This window comes from Chitinophaga solisilvae (assembly GCF_009928525.1).
In the GTDB taxonomy this organism is placed as follows: domain Bacteria; phylum Bacteroidota; class Bacteroidia; order Chitinophagales; family Chitinophagaceae; genus Chitinophaga; species Chitinophaga solisilvae.
Window position 1 is genome coordinate 299,239 of the sequence record NZ_JAABOK010000003.1, and the last position, 16,935, is coordinate 316,173.

Here is a 16,935-nt window from a genome sequence, read left to right on the forward strand (position 1 = left end):
GCGTTAGATGGATTTTACTTCGGTGGATGGTGACAATTGCCTGAATATCTGATCAACATTGATCTTCACGGCATCAGATTCAAAGCCGTTGTCGTGGAATACCACGCGGAGCGGTTTCTTTTCGGCCAGCTCACTCACCAGATCTTCAGAGATGCCTGTATCAAAACAGGCGATGAGCGCATCTTCATCCACAAAGAATACGTTTTTGCCTTGTATTTTTTCTTTACGGACAGGGAGTGTCAGGTCCACGCCCCAATCCAGCAGCACCTGAAACAACAGATCTTCCGGGTTGTTGCGGTCCGGCTTAATATTGTTTACGGCATCCAGCAGTCTCTTTTGTATTACATTGTCCGGGATATAGTAAATATCCGCCATGTTGGACGTGTCCACTTTAAGCACGCGGAAGCCCGTATCACCCGTGAAATCAGGATTGTCTTCCTTCACTTTTTGTGCTGACCTGCGGATACGTTCTTTACTTATTTCTGCAATATTTTCGGGCACTCCTTTTTTCCGGCATAGTTCAGCAGCCATTTTTTGTTCCGGAAGATTGGTATCCAGTTTTTCCGGCAGTTGAATCACAATGAACTTCCTGTTCTTCCCATCTTCTGCATTTGTCTGCATAACTGCATGTGCGGTGGTACCGGATCCTGCAAAAAAGTCCAGGACAATATCACCTTCTTCCATGCTGATGGAGCTGAGCAGCAGACGGAGTAATGTGGTGGGTTTCGGGTAGGAGAAATAATTTTTCCCATCAAAAATTTTTTCTACTTCAATACCGCCATCACTTTTTAATGATAATACAGACCTCAGCAAAAAGGTATTTACTTCATCGAGGTAGGTAATAGAGCTGGGTTGGGTGTTTTCATCTTTTGCAAACCAGATTTTGCCACACATGAAACTGCCGTCATGCAGCGCTGTCATCTGCTGATATGTTCCGTTTTTAAAGTTAGCCGCCTCTTTGAATGTATCTTCTTTCCAGCGCCAGCCTCTGTCGGGTATCGCCACAGGCTTCCCTGTTTTGGGATGGGGTACTTCGTACCGCGGCCCGAATGTGGTGGCATTAGGCCAGCTCATATTAATTTTCCCCCAAAGCCGGTATGCTGTATCCAGTGAGTTATAGAGCGTAATGCCCCGGTCATACCCCTGCTTTTTATAGAGCTTCTTAATTTCTTTTTCGGCCTGGTCGATAGGCTCCTGGTTTTTTTTGAGTTTTTCTACCAGTTGGTAGATATCTTCCAGCCCATCTTTCCGCATCACAAATTCTTGTCTGACAGCCGAATTTTTCAGATAAATAAGAATGTATTCGTGGATGTTTCCTATGCCTTTATCATTTTTTGGAATTCTTTTATTCCAGGTAATACACTCAACAAAATTATTTTCGCCGAATATCTCATCACAAATCCGTCTTAGATTCGCTATTTCGTCATTTCCTACGGAAATAAACAATGCACCTGAATCCTTGAGGAGATTGCGGGCCAGCTTGATTCTGGAATAGATCATACTTAACCAGTCCGAATGGAATCTGCCATTACTTTCCGTATTTGATACCAGGCGGTTTCCCTTCTCGTCTTTCTGGTTGGAACGTATTAAAAAGTCCTCAGCGTCTTCAACAAAATCGTCTTTGTATATATAGTCATTCCCGATGTTATAGGGAGGATCTATATAGATCATCTTGATTTTTCCAAGATATGTTTCCTGTAGAAGTTTCAGTGCATCGAGGTTATCGCCTTCGATAAAGAGATTTTTTGTGGTGTCAAAATCCACGCTCTCTTCCCGTGCCGGGCGGAGGGTTTTAGCAATCGGAGCATTTGCTGTCAGGAGTGCTTCGCGTTTGCCAGGCCAGTTGAGCTGATACCTTTCCTGCGGTCCCTCGGCAATCTGGCCGCTCAGTTCCTGTTTAAGCTGGTCAAAATCAACAGCGTATTTAGTATTGCCCTGTGCGTCTTTTGCTTCGGTAACGCATGACGGAAACAATTCGCGGATACGCGCGATATTGTCTTGTGTCAGGTCAGGTGTATGCATTTTTAATTTTTCCATGCTTTATTCTTCTGTCAGGGCTTTGAGCCTGTCAATTTGTTGTTTCGTATTCCGGATACCGGCATTGATTTCAACCTTGCGGTTGAATTGTTTTTCCTTTTCCAGTGCTGCTTCCATTTTCGTCAGTTCTTTTTGCTGCCGGGAAATGGCTTCTGCCCGTCTGATGCGTTGCTGCAGGCTTTCTCCCTGCCTGGGCGGATAAGGTATCAAAGTGCCCAGCAGTTCGTCATATAAGGCGGCCAGATCCAGTTTTACCGGTAAAGCCTGCCTGCCGGCATTTTCCGGCATCCAATCCGATATCAGCCAGGCGCCGGATATCCATTTTTCTCCGCCGGATTCATGCGGACGTTTGTAACAGGCCATGACCTTTACTTTCCCTTCATAGCTGACTTCATAGACAATCGGAAAAGGAATGGCTATGTCTATGCTTCGCAAAACGTCGGGATGAAGTTCACCTGTTTTCAGCGTGACTGCAAATATCTGAATTTCAGACACTATTTCCGTCGCGGGTATATTGATTGTTTCCGGGGCGAGCTTGAACTTCCAGACGATCTGATCTATCTGCCGTACAAAAAGCTCTTTAAGCCGGGTACTGGCTGCTGTATGAGCATAAATCTTTGCCTTGGGCAATGTGCGGCCAAAGTATGATTGCCTGGGATAGTCAAAAAGTATCATCTGGAAGAGGCCTCCTGTACCACGAGAAAAGCAATAAGTTCAAAATCATCCAGCCCGGATATGGTATTTACCAGCGCCGAGGTTTTACCTCCGGTAAAAAGGCTGTCCAGGTCTTTTTCTTCTTTCACGCTTATAATCGAACGTATGGCGGAATTGAGAAGCCCGGAATATTTCCCCATTTTCCGTCCATCATCCGTGGCCTCATTGAAATGGCGGAACACCTGCACAATCGGCTCACTATGCCCTTTGCTGCTGGTACGCACCAGGTCGAGCAACCTTTTCGCATCGGTGTGGTTGGCAATAATTTCGCCATTGTCACCTATATAAACGAGATAATATGGGTGCAGCCTGTTCTGCTGATTTATATTAACCCCGCCATTGCGGTTACGCAGTGCAAAAATAACTCCCGGCATCAGTCCAAGATCCGGCTGTGCAGGCACAACGGCGTGCATCCCCCTGGGAGCAGACTCCAGATCGCCGTGTTCTTTGACATAGTTAATCAGATCCATCCGGAAATCGTTTAGCCCGAGATCAGTGATAGATACGCCTGTTTTGAGTTCTTCCAGTTCAATCACCTCTTCCTGCAAACGACGGAGCTGCTCCCTGCGATAAGCAATATCGCTGCTTTTAGCCGTTAATACATTGTCATCGCCCGTCGCGGATACATCAGCAATGACCATGCGGGCCTCCACTCGTTCTTTCAGGCGGATATACTCATCAAGGGAAATATCTGGCCAGTAATTCACCAGCTGAATGAATCTGTTAGGAGAACCGATACGGTCAATACGACCAAAGCGCTGGATGATCCGCACGGGATTCCAGTGAATATCGTAGTTAATCAGGTAGTCGCAATCCTGCAAATTCTGGCCTTCGGAAATACAGTCTGTACCTATGAGAATATCAATTTCGCCGGTTACTTCCGGCATCACCAGTTGTTTTTCTTTCGACCTGGGTGAGAATAGCGTCAGAACAGACTGAAAGTCGAAGCCTGTGCCTAATGTGGATTTGGGGCTATCCTTACCTGTGACCATGCCAAAATGAATGTCGTTGTCAGGGAGCGGACTACCTTGCGCCAGATTTTTATAGAGATAGCTTGCCGTATCGGCAAAAGCGGTGAAGATGAGGACCTTTTTATTCTGGTGATTGATAGGATGGCTGATCTTGTCAGTAATCAGCTGTTTGAGATGCTGTAGTTTACTGTCATCTTCGGGCGTGACTTTATTCATTGAATCAAGCAGGCCGTCAATCAGCTGCAGGTCGTTGTTTAAATCACCCTTCCACCGCTCCACATCCATATCAGAAAGCGCAATCTTTATCTTACCACCAACCGTTGTACTCTCGAGATCAGAAAAATCATCTTCTTCGGCTTCCAATGTTTCCATCCCCTCGGTAAAATCGCTGACGCTGAGGTGCTGACCGGATTCAAAATTTGCAATTACCTGAAGGGTATGCTGTAGTTTTTCCTTCAAAGACCGGAGCGTAATACGGAAGGATTCAACTGAACTTTCCAGGCGTTTCAGCAGGTTGGTTGTCATCAGTGCCTGCAGGCTGATTTCACGGTCTATCTGGCGGAATCTGCCACCACCTGCACTCACACGGGTATCATACATTTCTTCATATTTCCGCTGGCGGCTGGGCAATATGTAACTAATGGGTGCATATACAGCGAGTTTCAGTAAGGAAAGCTCACCAAATATTTCATTGAAGTTCATTACATCGCTGCGTGTTGTCAGCGGCGAATGAAAAGATAATGGCTTCCGGCGTTCGGGAAATCTGCCAATATCCTTTGTATCGTAGAATGTTTCAATGTGTTTGCGTGAACGGGCAATGGTAACACTGTCCAGCAACTCAAAGAAGTCAAAATCAAGTGTATCCAGTATGGCTCTTGCCGTTCGTTCTTCCGGCGGCAGTTTTGACCACTGGTTAAATGCAGACTGAGCACGACGGAATATTTCCTCTATACTGCGGGAGGTTTTCAGCTTTTCATTCAACTTATCGGAATCACCTTCATAGGCAAGCGCAAGCTGGTTCCGCAGGTCAGTAAAACGGTTGTTTACGGGTGTGGCAGAAAGCATCAGCACTTTGGTTTTTACACCTTCCCGGATAACACTGTTCATAAGTTTCTGGTACCGGGTTTCCCGTTCCTTGTAAGCGTCATTATTTCTGAAGTTATGCGATTCATCAATGACTACAAGATCGTAGTTGCCCCAATTCACGCGATTAAGGGGTATCCCGAAAGATTCGCCTGAGGTCCGTGATAAATCAGTATGACTAAGCACATCATATCCCAGACGATCCTGCGCAAAAATATTTGTTTTGAGATTCTTATTATAGTTAAGCCAGTTATCTGCCAGTTTCTTCGGACACAGGAGCAGGACAGATTTATTACGTAGTTCATAATACTTAATGACAGCCAGCGCAGTAAAGGTTTTGCCCAATCCGACGCTATCCGCCAGGATGCACCCGTTATATGTTTCAAGTTTATTGATGATGCCTACTGCGGCATCCCGCTGATAGTTAAAAAGTTTCTTCCAGATAAGACTATCCTGGTAACCGGTGCGGTCATTTGGTAATACGTCTTCATTAATATCTTCCAGAAATTCTTTGAAAAAGCTGTACAGCATCAGAAAATAAATCCGTTCGGGAGAGTTTTCATGATAAACGGATTCAATATGATCGCAGATGGCTTCAGTTACGTCCTGTACCTTTGAGGGGTCGTTCCATATCTGATCGAACAGCTTCAGGTATTGCGCAGTAGAGCTTTCATCAGTCAGGCGGGTAATGAAATTAGAAACCGCATCCCCTTGCTGATAGCCTAAATCAACTGCCGTAAAGCCATGCAGGGGCAGATAAGAGATTCGATCAGCACCTTTTGTTAAACAAACAAACTGCTGCATCTGGGCTCTTGTCTTATTTGAACGGAAGGTAGCTTTATCCCTTATCCAGCAGGCACATTCTCTTGCTATTGCCCGTTGCGTCAGCTTATTGCGAAGTTGGATTTCAAATTCAGAACCATAAAGACTGGTTTCACGATTAGATTTAGGGATGAAAAATTCCCGACGTTCTTTCCGGACTTTATCGGTCACTTCATTGGCGATGAATGTAGGGGCAGTGAAAATAAATTCAAAGGACTCAATGCCGGAAAGCTCGGCCTTCAACGCTTCATAGGCATAAATGGAAAAGCATGAAGCAGCTATTTTAACCCTGGATTTGTCCTTAATTGCAGCTTTAAGATCATCCCCGAAAAGCTTATTTACATTATCAATTATATCCATGTTCATAACCGGTTCCGAATCTGATAAATTCGCCCCCCTCTGCCTTCTGTACTACTACCTCCAATCCGGGATGGCGTTATGCATGCCCAATAGTTTAGTGGTTTTACATTACTTTTTGTCTATAATATCACCTGATGAAATTTATAAACTGATCTTAAATATAAATTAATTCGATTTACGGAGACGTATTTTGATTTGACGCTACTGGGGTATTATGATGTGTGCGTAAATATTTATATGTGTAAATGATTGTAATGTATATCTAACTTCTGCCTGCTTTCATAACGGCCTTTTCCTGCTATATTATGAATATAATAAGCAGTTTATTATCAGGATTTAATCTTCCATACGCTGAGATCTCCGCTGCATCCCCAATAACCAAATCTCAAATAACCCAATAACCAAATCACAAGATCCTTCTGTCCGTTGCGAAATCATACAATGTCAGGCATCTCAGCTGATAATATGCATCCCAGAAGGTGCGTAGTGCGTTAATATATTTCTTACGGGCCTGATCTTTTTCCAGCAGTGCAATATTCAGATCGGTAACGGACAGCTTCCCCAGTTTAAACTGTTCCTGTGCCAGCGCATATCTTTCCTGTGCGATCATATCTGTCTGATGGGAGACTTCGATATTATCCCTGATGAGGTCTGCATTTTTTACAAGTGTTACAATTACCTGGCGGATATTCATTTCTTCCTGGGCAATCGTGTATTCTGTTGTTTTGAGGTTATTGCTGGCCAGGTTTACTTTCCCCCGGTTCCGGCCCCAGTCTACGATAGGTATGGCTACGCCCAGCGTTACATTTTGCTGGGAGTTGGGCTGCTGGTATAGTTTACTGAACTGCTGGCTGGCATTATTGAGGCCGTAGCTGGCTGTCAGGTTAACGGTCAGGCGTTCCTTACGGGCCTGTTGCAAATCGCGCATGGCTTCTTCGCGGCGGCGAATAAATCCGGTGAAGGCGGCACGGTTACGTATGGCTTCCTGTAAAGCGATTTCCATGGAAATATGCAGTACCGGCAGCTCCGTGGGCAGTAACAGCTCCATACTGGTGGTATCCGGGTTAGCGGTATAGCTGTTAAGGTTAAATAAAGCGGTTTGCAGCAGTACCACAGCCTGTTTCTGATCCTGTATGGAGTTCAGTATCTGCAGCCTTATCTGCAGTAATTTCTCTCTGGAGGCGGTGCCAAGGTCCACTTTTTTTAGTTCTATATCATAGATCTGTTGCTGATGCTGGAGATTTTTGCCGGAGAGGTCAAGGTTCACCTGTGCATCCAGCACATCGAAGAAGTACCGGACAACATCCGCAGAAATATTTTCCTGCTGTTGTATATAGTTTTTGTTGGCTTCTTCAAGTCGCAGCGGCGCCAGCTTTTTCTGCCATTTATAGGCATTAAATCCGAACAGGGGCTGTTGCAGGTATATGTTGGCTGGTATAGTACTGAACTGGCCGAATTTCCGCTCTATATCATCAAAACGGTTAAGGGAGGAATTGACAGATAAAGTTCCCCCCGTTGCGGTAATGATCTGTGATAAACTGAGCCCTGCTGTAACGGTATTCTGTATACGATACTGATATAAGCTGCTCCCATCAGGCTGCCGCACGGCCAGGTAATCCTTACTGTAGTCAATCAGGGTACCTGTCAGCAGCAGCTGAGGTTTAACGGACGCCCTGAAGTTATCATATTCGTAATGGCTGGCCTGCCGTGTGCTGGCCGCCAGTTTCTTGTTAATGGAATGTTCTGCCGCGGTTGCTATAAAGTCCTGTAGCTGATATTGCCGGCGTAGCTGACCTTTCAGCAGCGGCAGACAGCAAAGCTGTAAAACGGTGAGCAGTATATATCTTTTCATGTATTAATCTTTCTTGGTGAAGAACCAGTATGCCAGCGGAATAAACCAGAGGGTGAAAAAGGAGCCGATGGTAAGCCCGCCGGCAATAACATATACCAGCGGCTTCTGCAGATCATTGCCGATACCGCCGGTAAACAATACGGGCATCAATGCCAGACTGGTGGTAAGAGATGTCATCAGCAAAGGTTTCAGACATATTTCCCCTGCTTCGTGAATGGCCCTGGTCATGGCTTCCCGTTTGCTCAGACCGGCAGCTTCATACTGGCTCCGGAGCCGGCGCAGCGTTTCCATTTTCAGAATAGGGTCATCTACAATAATGCCGAGCACCACTACGAAGCCCACGCCAGCCATAATATCCAGTGTACCTCCTGCCAGGTAAACAATGAGCAGCGCACCGGCAATGCCCAGCGGCATGGTGAGCATAATGATAAGCGGGTGCACCAGGTTCTCAAACTGTACGGCCAGTATGAAATACAGCAGCAGTATGGCTATCAGTACGGTAATCAGAATTTCATGAGAACGGTGTTTTTCTGTGAAATACCTGCCGGAGAAATTAACGCGGTAACCCTCTCTGGCCGCTATGGCGGTAATGCTTTCCTGCAGGCGGTTGTAGTCGGAATGCAGCTGCTCCGTGTATACGATACCGTGATAAGCACCTGTCTTGTCGCCGGTAATGTACCGCGGACTATGGTCTTTGTTCCAGGAAATAATGGCGGACAGCGGATAGCTGATATTATTTTTCCCGGTAATGGTATGACTCAGGGCGGTAGCGATGTCGGTATTGTCCCTGGAAAACCTGATGGTTTTGATTTCTCCGAATCGCTTTATTTCTGAAATAGTGTACTGGCCGAACAGGCGTTGCAGCGTTTCTTTCAGGGTGGCCATACTGATACCATAGAGTTGCATTTTATAGGTATCAGGCGTAAATGTGATGCTGGTTTCTTCCTGGAAGGCGGCGCCTTTTTTCCAGGCAGGAGCCGGCAGCATTTGCAGGGCTTTCAATATACCGGCATAAGACCCCTTGTCTGTAGCGGGATTCATGGGTTTCAGCCTGGCTTCAAAATAGGGGCTGTTATCGCGGAACAGTTGTGTGAACGCATTGGGTGCGTCTTCCAGCTTCCATACGGCATCGGGGTAGTGCTGCTGTAACCACTGCTGAATAAGGGCATCCTGCCGTAGCTTGTCAGCTTCCTTTTTGCATTTATAGTAAATGTCGGCCTGTTGTAATGTGGTGTGCTGCTGCCCCAGCAGAAACTGTTTCAATCCAAGATCCGCTTCCCACGCTACCGTGTGGCTGTCTATAACCGCCTCCAGCTGCTTGATTCTGCGATGATTTTCTGCCAGGTCTACAGGGCTGTTCCAGTCGATGGTCAGTAATGTTTCCGTTTGCGTGATATGCGGCAGCGCGGATACGGGAATAAACTGGTAGAGTATGATGCCAACGGGCATCAGTGCAATGGTAAAGAAAAAATAGCGTTTCTTTCTGCTGAAGATATGATGTATCATCCGGTGATATTTTCCGGATATCCATTTATACAACCGGGTATCTTCCCGCATAGACGCGGCTTTGTCTGAAATGAACAGGCGGAATAGCAGCGGATTCAGGAAAAATGCTACCAGCAGCGAAACACCCAGGGAAATGGTGAGTGCGATAGCCTGGTCGGTGATGATGGCTCCTGCAAGCCCGCTCAGGTATATTAAAGGCAGATATACTGCCACCGTGGTAAGCACCTGGCTGATAACCGGTACTATTACCTCATTGGTACCGGCTACACAACTGTCTTCTACCGACAGCCCTTCTTTTCTTTTCCTGGAAATATTGTCTAGCACCACAATAGAATTATCTATCAGCATGCCTATACCCAATGCCAGCCCGGAAAGGGAGATAATATTGAAGGAAATACCGAACAGGTAGAAAAAGATAAATGTGAGTATCAGCGACAGCGGGATGCTGATGCTCATGAGTACAGGAGATATAAAATTGCCGAGAAACAGGAACAGTACCAGTACACAGAGAATACCGCCGTACATTAAATCCTGCTGCAGGTTGTCAATACCTGCTTCCAGCAGGTAGTTCTGATTTTGGGAGATATAAAACCCGGCCTTCGGATAATTACGGTTGAATTCCTTCACCAGGGAGTCGATTGCCGGCATGAGCGTGTGCATACGGGCGCCGGACTGTTTGTGTACATTCAGTACCAGCCCTTGCCGGCCGCCGTATAAATGATAACCATCGGGGTCATTGATGCTGTGCTCCACTGTGGCGAAGCGGGACAAGGGCATCACAGCGGTGTTGTTATTAATGCTTACCGGAATATTTTTTATCTGTGCGATGGAGAGCAGCTGGTTATTCACATTTACGCGCAGGCTGTAGTGGCCGTCTTTAACGGTTACTGTTCCCAGGTCCATGTTGGCGGACTGTATGGCATTGGCGAGGTAAATAACATCCAGTTTAACTGCAGCCAGCGCCTGTACATCCGGCGTAATGGTAATGGCAGGCGTACTTTTCCCATTGATATCTGCCATAGATACACCGGGTAGCTGTTCTATCCGCTTTCTGAAAATCTTTTCACTGAGATTGGAGTACTCCTGGTAGTCGGTCATATTTACGGGAACAACCTGGATGCGGGCCACCGGTATGTCTGACATGTTACTGCGGATAACAACCGGGCGTTCCATATCTGCCGGCAGACTATTCACCAGCCGGTCCAGTTTTTCATTGATGGCCATATAGGCCAGGTTGGTATTGGTACCGTAGCCGAAGCGCAGGTACAGGGATGCCGTATGATTGCTGGTAGTGGTTTCAATATCTTCCAGCCCGGCAACCGTTGCCAGGTTTTCACGGAGCACACCGGTAACATTGGCTTCAATAGCGGCGGCGGTATTCCCCGGATAGATGCATTTAATGGTAATTCCAGGTACGTCAATGTCGGGGAGCAGCGCCACCGGAATGTGAAGCAGCGCAAGGATTCCCAGGATAATAAGTACGCCGAAAGACATCAACATGGCAATCGGCCGTCTGATAATGAACCGGATCATGAACTAACGAATAATACTGACAGCAGAGTTGTGGGTTAACTGAACATTATTGGAAATGATGACGCTATCGCCATCGCTGAGCCCTTCGGTGATTTCTACTGTAGTGCCATTATCTCTGCCGGTTTTCACATATTGCCACCTGGCCTGATTTTTCTGAACAGTAAATACCACCGGTTTGCCGCTGCGCATCACCACTGCTTCTTTGGGCACTGCCAGCACCTGCTGCAAGGGGATAGCCATTTTAGCCATCGCATTCATACCCGGTACCAGCGACTGATGATCGATGATTTTCAGCTTTACCAGCATCATACCATTATCGTCCACAATAGGATTCATTTCCGTGATAACCGCGTGGTGCCGGCTGCCGGCAACAGTTTGCAGGGTGGCAGGCTGGCCTGCCTTCATCATGTTGAAATCGCTTTCCAGAATGCTGGCTTCCAGGTAAAGATCTGCAGGGGTATAAATGGTAAATAATTCATCTCCGGCCCTTACGGTGCTACCCTGTTGTACTTTAACATCGGCGGCCATCCCGCGGAAAGGTGCTTTGATACTCATTTTCTCCAGTTCCAGCGCCAGTTCTTTCAGGGTTAATTCCGCATTTGTCAGGCCAGTATTGCTTTTCAGCTTATGGTAAACGGTATCCTTGATTTGCTGCGATTTGGATTCGAGCAGGCTGGCCTGATTCAGCAACTCGCTTTTGTAGTTGATGGAAGCGTTGAAATGTTCTTCCGAGGCGCGTTCGCGGCGAAGGGTAATCGCCCGCTGATCAAATGCGATGACTGTTTCCCCGGCTTCCAGTATTTTATTGTTCCAGACATTACAGATACGCAGGGGGCCGCTCTGTTCCGCATGGATAACTTCTTTCTGCCTGGCTTTGATTTTACCGGAACTTTCAATGTAATAACTGAACATCGCTTTGCGCAATACAAGCACTTTCACGGCGGTAATATTCTCCGGCTCTGTGTATTGTCTGGCGGGGGCTTCGTGCCGCTGGTCTGCAGCGGCCTGTCTGCAGGAAACAGATAATAAAGGCATCAGCACCATTCCTGTCAGCAATATTCTTAACATGTTATAGCAATACTAATGATGAAAGGCCGGTTGGAATATCCATACCGGCCTGTTGAAATATTTTTTATTGTCAGGGTAATACATTGTCTTTGGAGATGCCTGTCAGCTTATCTCCATCAACGGTAACCCTGACCGGATAAGGCCATAGATCCTGTTTGTCTGTGGTAACCTTGTAAAATTTATCTTCCTGGTCTACATACACATTCTTATGATGCAGCACACTGTCTCCTATTCTTGATTTCAATATTTTCAGTGATCTGATGCCGGTGAAAATTACTTTCACATCGCCTTTACGGCAAAGGTTCACCACTTCTTTTTCTACACCGGTGATACAGCCGCCGCATCCTGTTCCGGGGATGACAATCACGTTTTTTGGCCCGTCTCCGGGAAAGGCCGTGTTGATAAATGCTGCCAGCTTGTCTTCCGGTTCCTTATGCTGCCGGCTGTTGCAGGCAAGCATTGCAACGGGCAGCAGCAGTATATATAATGATTTCATAATTATTTTTTCTTCAGGGTAAAGCAGGTGAACCGCATGATATCTTCATTTTCTGTTTCCTTCTTACGCAGATATAATCCTTCCGGGGTAATGAAATGTCCGCTGAAAGCGTAGTAGGTATCCGGTAATACTATTTCGCCTGTTTTTTCAAATTTTTCATTGAGAATAATAACGATGGAGGTAGCCAGCTGCAGGCCCGCGCGGCTGGTGGCCCCGCTTGGCTTGATGGCCATGCGGTAATACACCTTCCGGTAAGGATCGTAGGTTACCATACAGTAGGAAGGGTGATCAAAGAAAAACTGCAGATCTGCCAGCTGACCAGGTATGTTATTGCCCGTCAGGTCATTGCGGAAAGGGAGTATGTCTGTTTCCGTAAAATGCCGGCTGCCGGCGTAATGGCTGCTGATTTTACCGGTTTTTATGTCCAGGGTAAACAAGGAGTCGGACATCGGCAGACTGAACACCAGCGTTTGTTTTTCTTTGTTGATGGTCTGGAAAATATTGTAATGTTCTCCGCACCACATTTTATGTTTGAAGTATTTTTCAGATACACAGAGGTTGGTAGCCATTGAATCTTTAAGATCAATGCGGCAAACGCTGCTCAGTGTTTTTTTGTCCATGCCGGGGCCTATGTACAGAATATGCCCGGAGGTATACAGCTGCTGGTTCAGATAGCATACAGGCTGGTTGGTAGATACAACCGGATCAGCCGGGAGTATGGCAGAACTGTCAGCGAAGTAGGTTTTAAATGAATTCAGCGGGTATAACCGGAGACGGGTATTTTTTTTCAGGTCAGTAATGGTAAACGACTTGGTAGGGTAGTTATACAGTATCAGCGAGTCCGGGGAAATGAAATGGAAGCCATCTACTTTCGGCAGGCTGCTAGGGCCTTCCAGGGGGAAAGCAATTTTTTTGAGGAGGGTGCCTTGTGAAAAATCATAGATATTGATATCACGGTTTTCCGGGTTGTATTGCGCCAGGAAGTTTCCCGGCATGGAATCAGTGCCGTTAACGTATTGCAGGCACACGCCGGAAGGTGCCGTAACACTGTCCAGGTGAAGGATAAATTCTTTCCCGGCTTCGAGCTGCATAGTTTCAGTGAAGGAATTTTTCCGTTGCAGGCAGGAAGTAAGCAGGATACCGGATAAAAATAAAGTTAAAGATGATTTACAAAAGGGCATGGCTGATCGTTGAAATAAATAGATATAGAAGTTGAAAATACCTTCCTGCACACGGATGCGCAGGAAGGATTTTATGATGTTGCATCAGATGCTGACACCGGTTTCGCAGGGGCTGGGTTTGCTCCAGCTTGCAGTTCTGCATTCCATGATGTATGCACCGCTGCCATCAGAGTCCTGTCTTAATGAGCAGTTACCATCATTTTTGCTGTCGTTGGGATTTTTATAGCATTGTTTGGTACCGCCACCGGAAGAGCAGCCAGCAGACTCCGGCCAATCGCAGGTCTGCGTTGTCGGATTGAAGTGGAGCATTGCCGGGCAGGTTAATTCAACTGCTTCTCCATTATGGCATTTAATGAATTTGTTGCAGTCTTCCGGATGAGGAAACATTTGACCTTCATCGCAGAATGCGCTCACCGTTGCGGCTGACGCCAGCACAATAACGATGAACATAACGATCATGGATACCAGTTTTTTCATGTTTTTTGATTTTAAGTGTGAAAGAAAAGACTTGTGTATATAGGGAGTTGTAACCTGGAATTAATATCCGGAACGGACAGTGAATAATGATTGCCGGAGATGAGCGTATTTATTTACTGGCGCCTGTCTGGCAGGGTTTGAATTTTATCCAGGAAGTTTCGCATACCTGTACATAAAAGCCACTGCCACTGGTATCCTGTCTTAAATAACAATCGCCATTATTCTTGCTATCATCCGGGTTTTTGAGGCATTGTTTACCTGGACCGCCAGTGCAGTTTACGTTGTCAGCCCAGTCACATATCATTGTTTCCGGATTATAATAAGTGCCGTCAGGGCAATGACCTGTAGTGATAATTACGCCATCCTTGCATACATGAAATGTGTTGCAGTAATCCGGATCGGCATAATACCCATCCTGTTCGCAGATAGCGCTGACAGTGGAAGCAGTGGCCATTACCAGTACAATAAACATGATAATAGATGAAAGTAGTTTTTTCATGGTTTAACATTTTAAAGGTGAAAAAAATCTTATGCTATATCGGTGGAAGAACCGCTTTACCAATTTATCCGGAAACTTTCTATACCTGTTTAATGCAATGGATCCATATTAACTACTTATACCAGCAGCAGTTATCACCATGACTGTCAGATGAAAACTGCTGCTGAACTTTCTGCATTAAGCAGATGATGAGTTTACCTCAGCTGATGACGAAATATCAGATGCTGGCGCCTGTTTCGCAAGGGTTAGGCTTGCTCCAGGAAGTTCTGCATTCCATGATGTAAGCGCCGGAGCCGCCTGAATCCTGTCTTACTGTGCAGTTCCCGTCGTTTTTGCTGTCGTTGGGATTTTTATAGCACTGTTTGGTGCCGCCGCCAGCTTCGCAACCAGGAACATTCTCCGGCCAGTCGCATTGCACTGTAGCCGGATTGAAAACAGTTCCGGGCATGCAGGTGTACGGATAATAGGTTCCATCCATGCAACGGTAAAACTTGCTGCAGTCAGTAGGATCTGCATAGTAACCATTCTGTCCTGTCTGGCAGAAGCCGTCCGCTGTGGCATTTTTAGGCCATGATAAAACTGTTACTAAGGCAATGCCTGTCATCAGGATAAATACGGAGAATGCTCTTCTCATGTTTCGTAAAATTTAGGGTGAAAAAAAATCCTTTCTTATGTTGAGATATTATTTATCGTATCTGCACAGGATATTAAGTTGATAAGTTCATTTATTCTGCCAATCCTTTTACATTAATCTGCACTTGTGCATTGGAAGCATTACTGCTCACAAATACCATTTTGGAAAATTCTCCTTCTTCCCTGGCATGATAAGTAATCTTTACACTGTCTTCCCTGCCGGGCAGCACAGGCTCTTTCGGCCAGCTGAAAGTCATGCAGTCGCATGATCCCACCATCTGATGAATCAGCAGCGGCTTTTTGCCACTGTTACGGAACCGGACATTCGCTACAGTGTAGGATCCGGTGGCTACCGTACCGTACTGATGCGCTGTTTCACTCAGGGTAATAAATGCGTCACTATCAGCTGAATAGGAATTGTCTGCAGTGAATTTCATTTCATTACGCAGCGGCGCATATAATGCCAGATCCATACTGTTCTTGAATTCCAGTGCTTTTATGGCCAGCTCTTTGGCATGTGCGGTATCTCCCAGTTTGTAATATGCTTTGGCTGCCAGATAAGTATTGTAAAAAAAGGCTTCCTTTTGCAGCGTGGTATCCAGTATGTTTAATGCCACCTGAAGTGTTGATTTGTCTGCAGTTGTCTGCATAATCATATCCTGTGCTTTCAGTATCCGGTTAAACAGCTGTATGGCTTGCCCTTGCTTCGTTTGAAGCCTGGTATCAAATTCGTGTCGTATCGTTTTCCCGGACAGGCAGCTTTCGGTGCAGTTGATAACATAGTTAACAGGGGCATCACCGGTGATGATGGTCAGCAATCTGCCATCAGGTGAAAACAGGTAGCTGGAGGGAGTTGCCATACTGTAGAAAGAGTAAAGGAATGCCTGGTCGTCCGGCTTGTTCTTACTGGCTTTTATAAACAGTACTTTGTCTGATAACTCCTTCGCTAATGTTTTATCCGTTGTGATCTTCCGCATGAAATCATCACAGGGAGGGCATCCGTCGGCAGTATGAATAACAAATAATAATTTATTTTCCCTGGCGGCTGTAATAAAAGCCTGTTGCAGGTTCCCTTTGAGGAATACAGGTTTTTCAGGGGCACAGGACATCTGCAATAATATGAGTAATATTATCCACCAACGTTGTTGCATAGGTAAGGGCTATTTGTTTCTCAGTTTTTTTTCATTCGTACGCTATAATAAAATCGCAGGTCATAAAAGTATTGAATGTATGATTGTATTTATGTAGATTTTTTTTACATTGTGTCCATAATTATTTACAAAACCAACCGACCATTGAGTATTATTTAGTAGCAGTTAATCCGATGGCAGTCCCGAACCTTATTTAAGAGCACAACCATTACAGGCAATGAAAATTAATTACAGTTCAACATTAAGTTGGCTAAGAAAACGCAAGTGTTATACCCAGCAACAAGTAGCAGATTACGTCCATGTAAGCCGTCCCACCTACGTTTCGTGGGAACAGAATACGGGAGATCTGCCACTGTCGAAAATGGTATTGCTGGCGCAATTATATGAGCTGTCACTTACACAGTTTATAAATCTTATACTGGCAGAAAATGATATACATCCTGCTGAACAAGCGGAAGGAGAGATGTTACTGATGAATATCAGTAAAGATATTGCACAGATTAAAGAGCTGCTAAGTAATGCATCCCAGACACCACCAACCATAGAATAATA

General features: G+C 45.8%; 13 protein-coding genes. 1 reads left to right on the forward strand and 12 read right to left on the reverse strand.

Translation table 11 applies throughout. From position 1 onward, the window contains the following. Positions 1-3: 3 nt before the first annotated feature. The 12 genes from GWG06_RS07220 to GWG06_RS07275 all read right to left on the reverse strand — a co-directional run bounded on the left by GWG06_RS07220 (position 4) and on the right by GWG06_RS07275 (position 16,383). Complete coding sequence (locus GWG06_RS07220) at positions 4-2,037, reverse strand: site-specific DNA-methyltransferase (RefSeq protein ID WP_160712279.1); 2,034 nt, start codon at positions 2,035-2,037, stop codon at positions 4-6. A 3-nt stretch (positions 2,038-2,040) separates the two neighbouring features. After that, a complete protein-coding gene (locus GWG06_RS07225) occupies positions 2,041-2,712 on the reverse strand; it encodes a DUF4391 domain-containing protein (protein WP_160712281.1) in 672 nt (223 codons plus the stop codon). Beyond that, positions 2,709-5,993, reverse strand: coding sequence for a helicase-related protein (locus GWG06_RS07230; protein WP_235938195.1), 3,285 nt, complete (start codon positions 5,991-5,993; stop codon positions 2,709-2,711). The genes GWG06_RS07225 and GWG06_RS07230 overlap by 4 nt, the downstream gene beginning before the upstream one ends. Before the next feature lie 400 nt (positions 5,994-6,393). Continuing rightward, positions 6,394-7,839 carry a TolC family protein gene (locus GWG06_RS07235; protein WP_160712285.1) on the reverse strand — a complete coding sequence of 482 codons (1,446 nt, stop codon included), beginning with the start codon at positions 7,837-7,839 and terminating at the stop codon, positions 6,394-6,396. 3 nt (positions 7,840-7,842) lie between these two features. Next, positions 7,843-10,878: an efflux RND transporter permease subunit gene (locus GWG06_RS07240; protein WP_160712287.1), complete on the reverse strand. Its 3,036-nt coding sequence runs from the start codon at positions 10,876-10,878 to the stop codon at positions 7,843-7,845. Positions 10,879-10,881: 3 nt separating this feature from the next. Continuing rightward, positions 10,882-11,946 carry an efflux RND transporter periplasmic adaptor subunit gene (locus tag GWG06_RS07245; RefSeq protein WP_160712289.1) on the reverse strand — a complete coding sequence of 355 codons (1,065 nt, stop codon included), beginning with the start codon at positions 11,944-11,946 and terminating at the stop codon, positions 10,882-10,884. 70 nt (positions 11,947-12,016) lie between these two features. Beyond that, positions 12,017-12,442, reverse strand: a complete 426-nt coding sequence (locus GWG06_RS07250) for a hypothetical protein (protein ID WP_160712291.1) — start codon at positions 12,440-12,442, stop codon at positions 12,017-12,019. 2 nt (positions 12,443-12,444) lie between these two features. After that, positions 12,445-13,533, reverse strand: a complete 1,089-nt coding sequence (locus GWG06_RS07255) for a DUF4221 family protein (RefSeq protein ID WP_235938196.1) — start codon at positions 13,531-13,533, stop codon at positions 12,445-12,447. 174 nt (positions 13,534-13,707) lie between these two features. Continuing rightward, positions 13,708-14,100: a carbohydrate-binding module family 14 protein gene (locus tag GWG06_RS07260; protein ID WP_160712295.1), complete on the reverse strand. Its 393-nt coding sequence runs from the start codon at positions 14,098-14,100 to the stop codon at positions 13,708-13,710. Positions 14,101-14,209: 109 nt separating this feature from the next. Further along, entirely contained in the window at positions 14,210-14,599 is a 390-nt protein-coding gene (locus tag GWG06_RS07265; protein WP_160712297.1) for a chitin binding peritrophin-A domain-containing protein, read from the reverse strand. Positions 14,600-14,816: 217 nt separating this feature from the next. After that, positions 14,817-15,233, reverse strand: coding sequence for a chitin binding peritrophin-A domain-containing protein (locus tag GWG06_RS07270; RefSeq protein ID WP_160712299.1), 417 nt, complete (start codon positions 15,231-15,233; stop codon positions 14,817-14,819). A 91-nt stretch (positions 15,234-15,324) separates the two neighbouring features. Next, positions 15,325-16,383 carry a DUF1573 domain-containing protein gene (locus GWG06_RS07275; RefSeq protein WP_160712301.1) on the reverse strand — a complete coding sequence of 353 codons (1,059 nt, stop codon included), beginning with the start codon at positions 16,381-16,383 and terminating at the stop codon, positions 15,325-15,327. 217 nt (positions 16,384-16,600) lie between these two features. Here GWG06_RS07275 and GWG06_RS07280 point away from each other — a divergent pair, with 217 nt between their 5' ends. Then, the gene (locus tag GWG06_RS07280) at positions 16,601-16,933 is read left to right on the forward strand and encodes a helix-turn-helix transcriptional regulator (RefSeq protein WP_160712303.1); all 333 of its coding nucleotides are present in this window, start codon (positions 16,601-16,603) and stop codon (positions 16,931-16,933) included. The last annotated feature ends 2 nt before the right edge of the window (positions 16,934-16,935 follow it).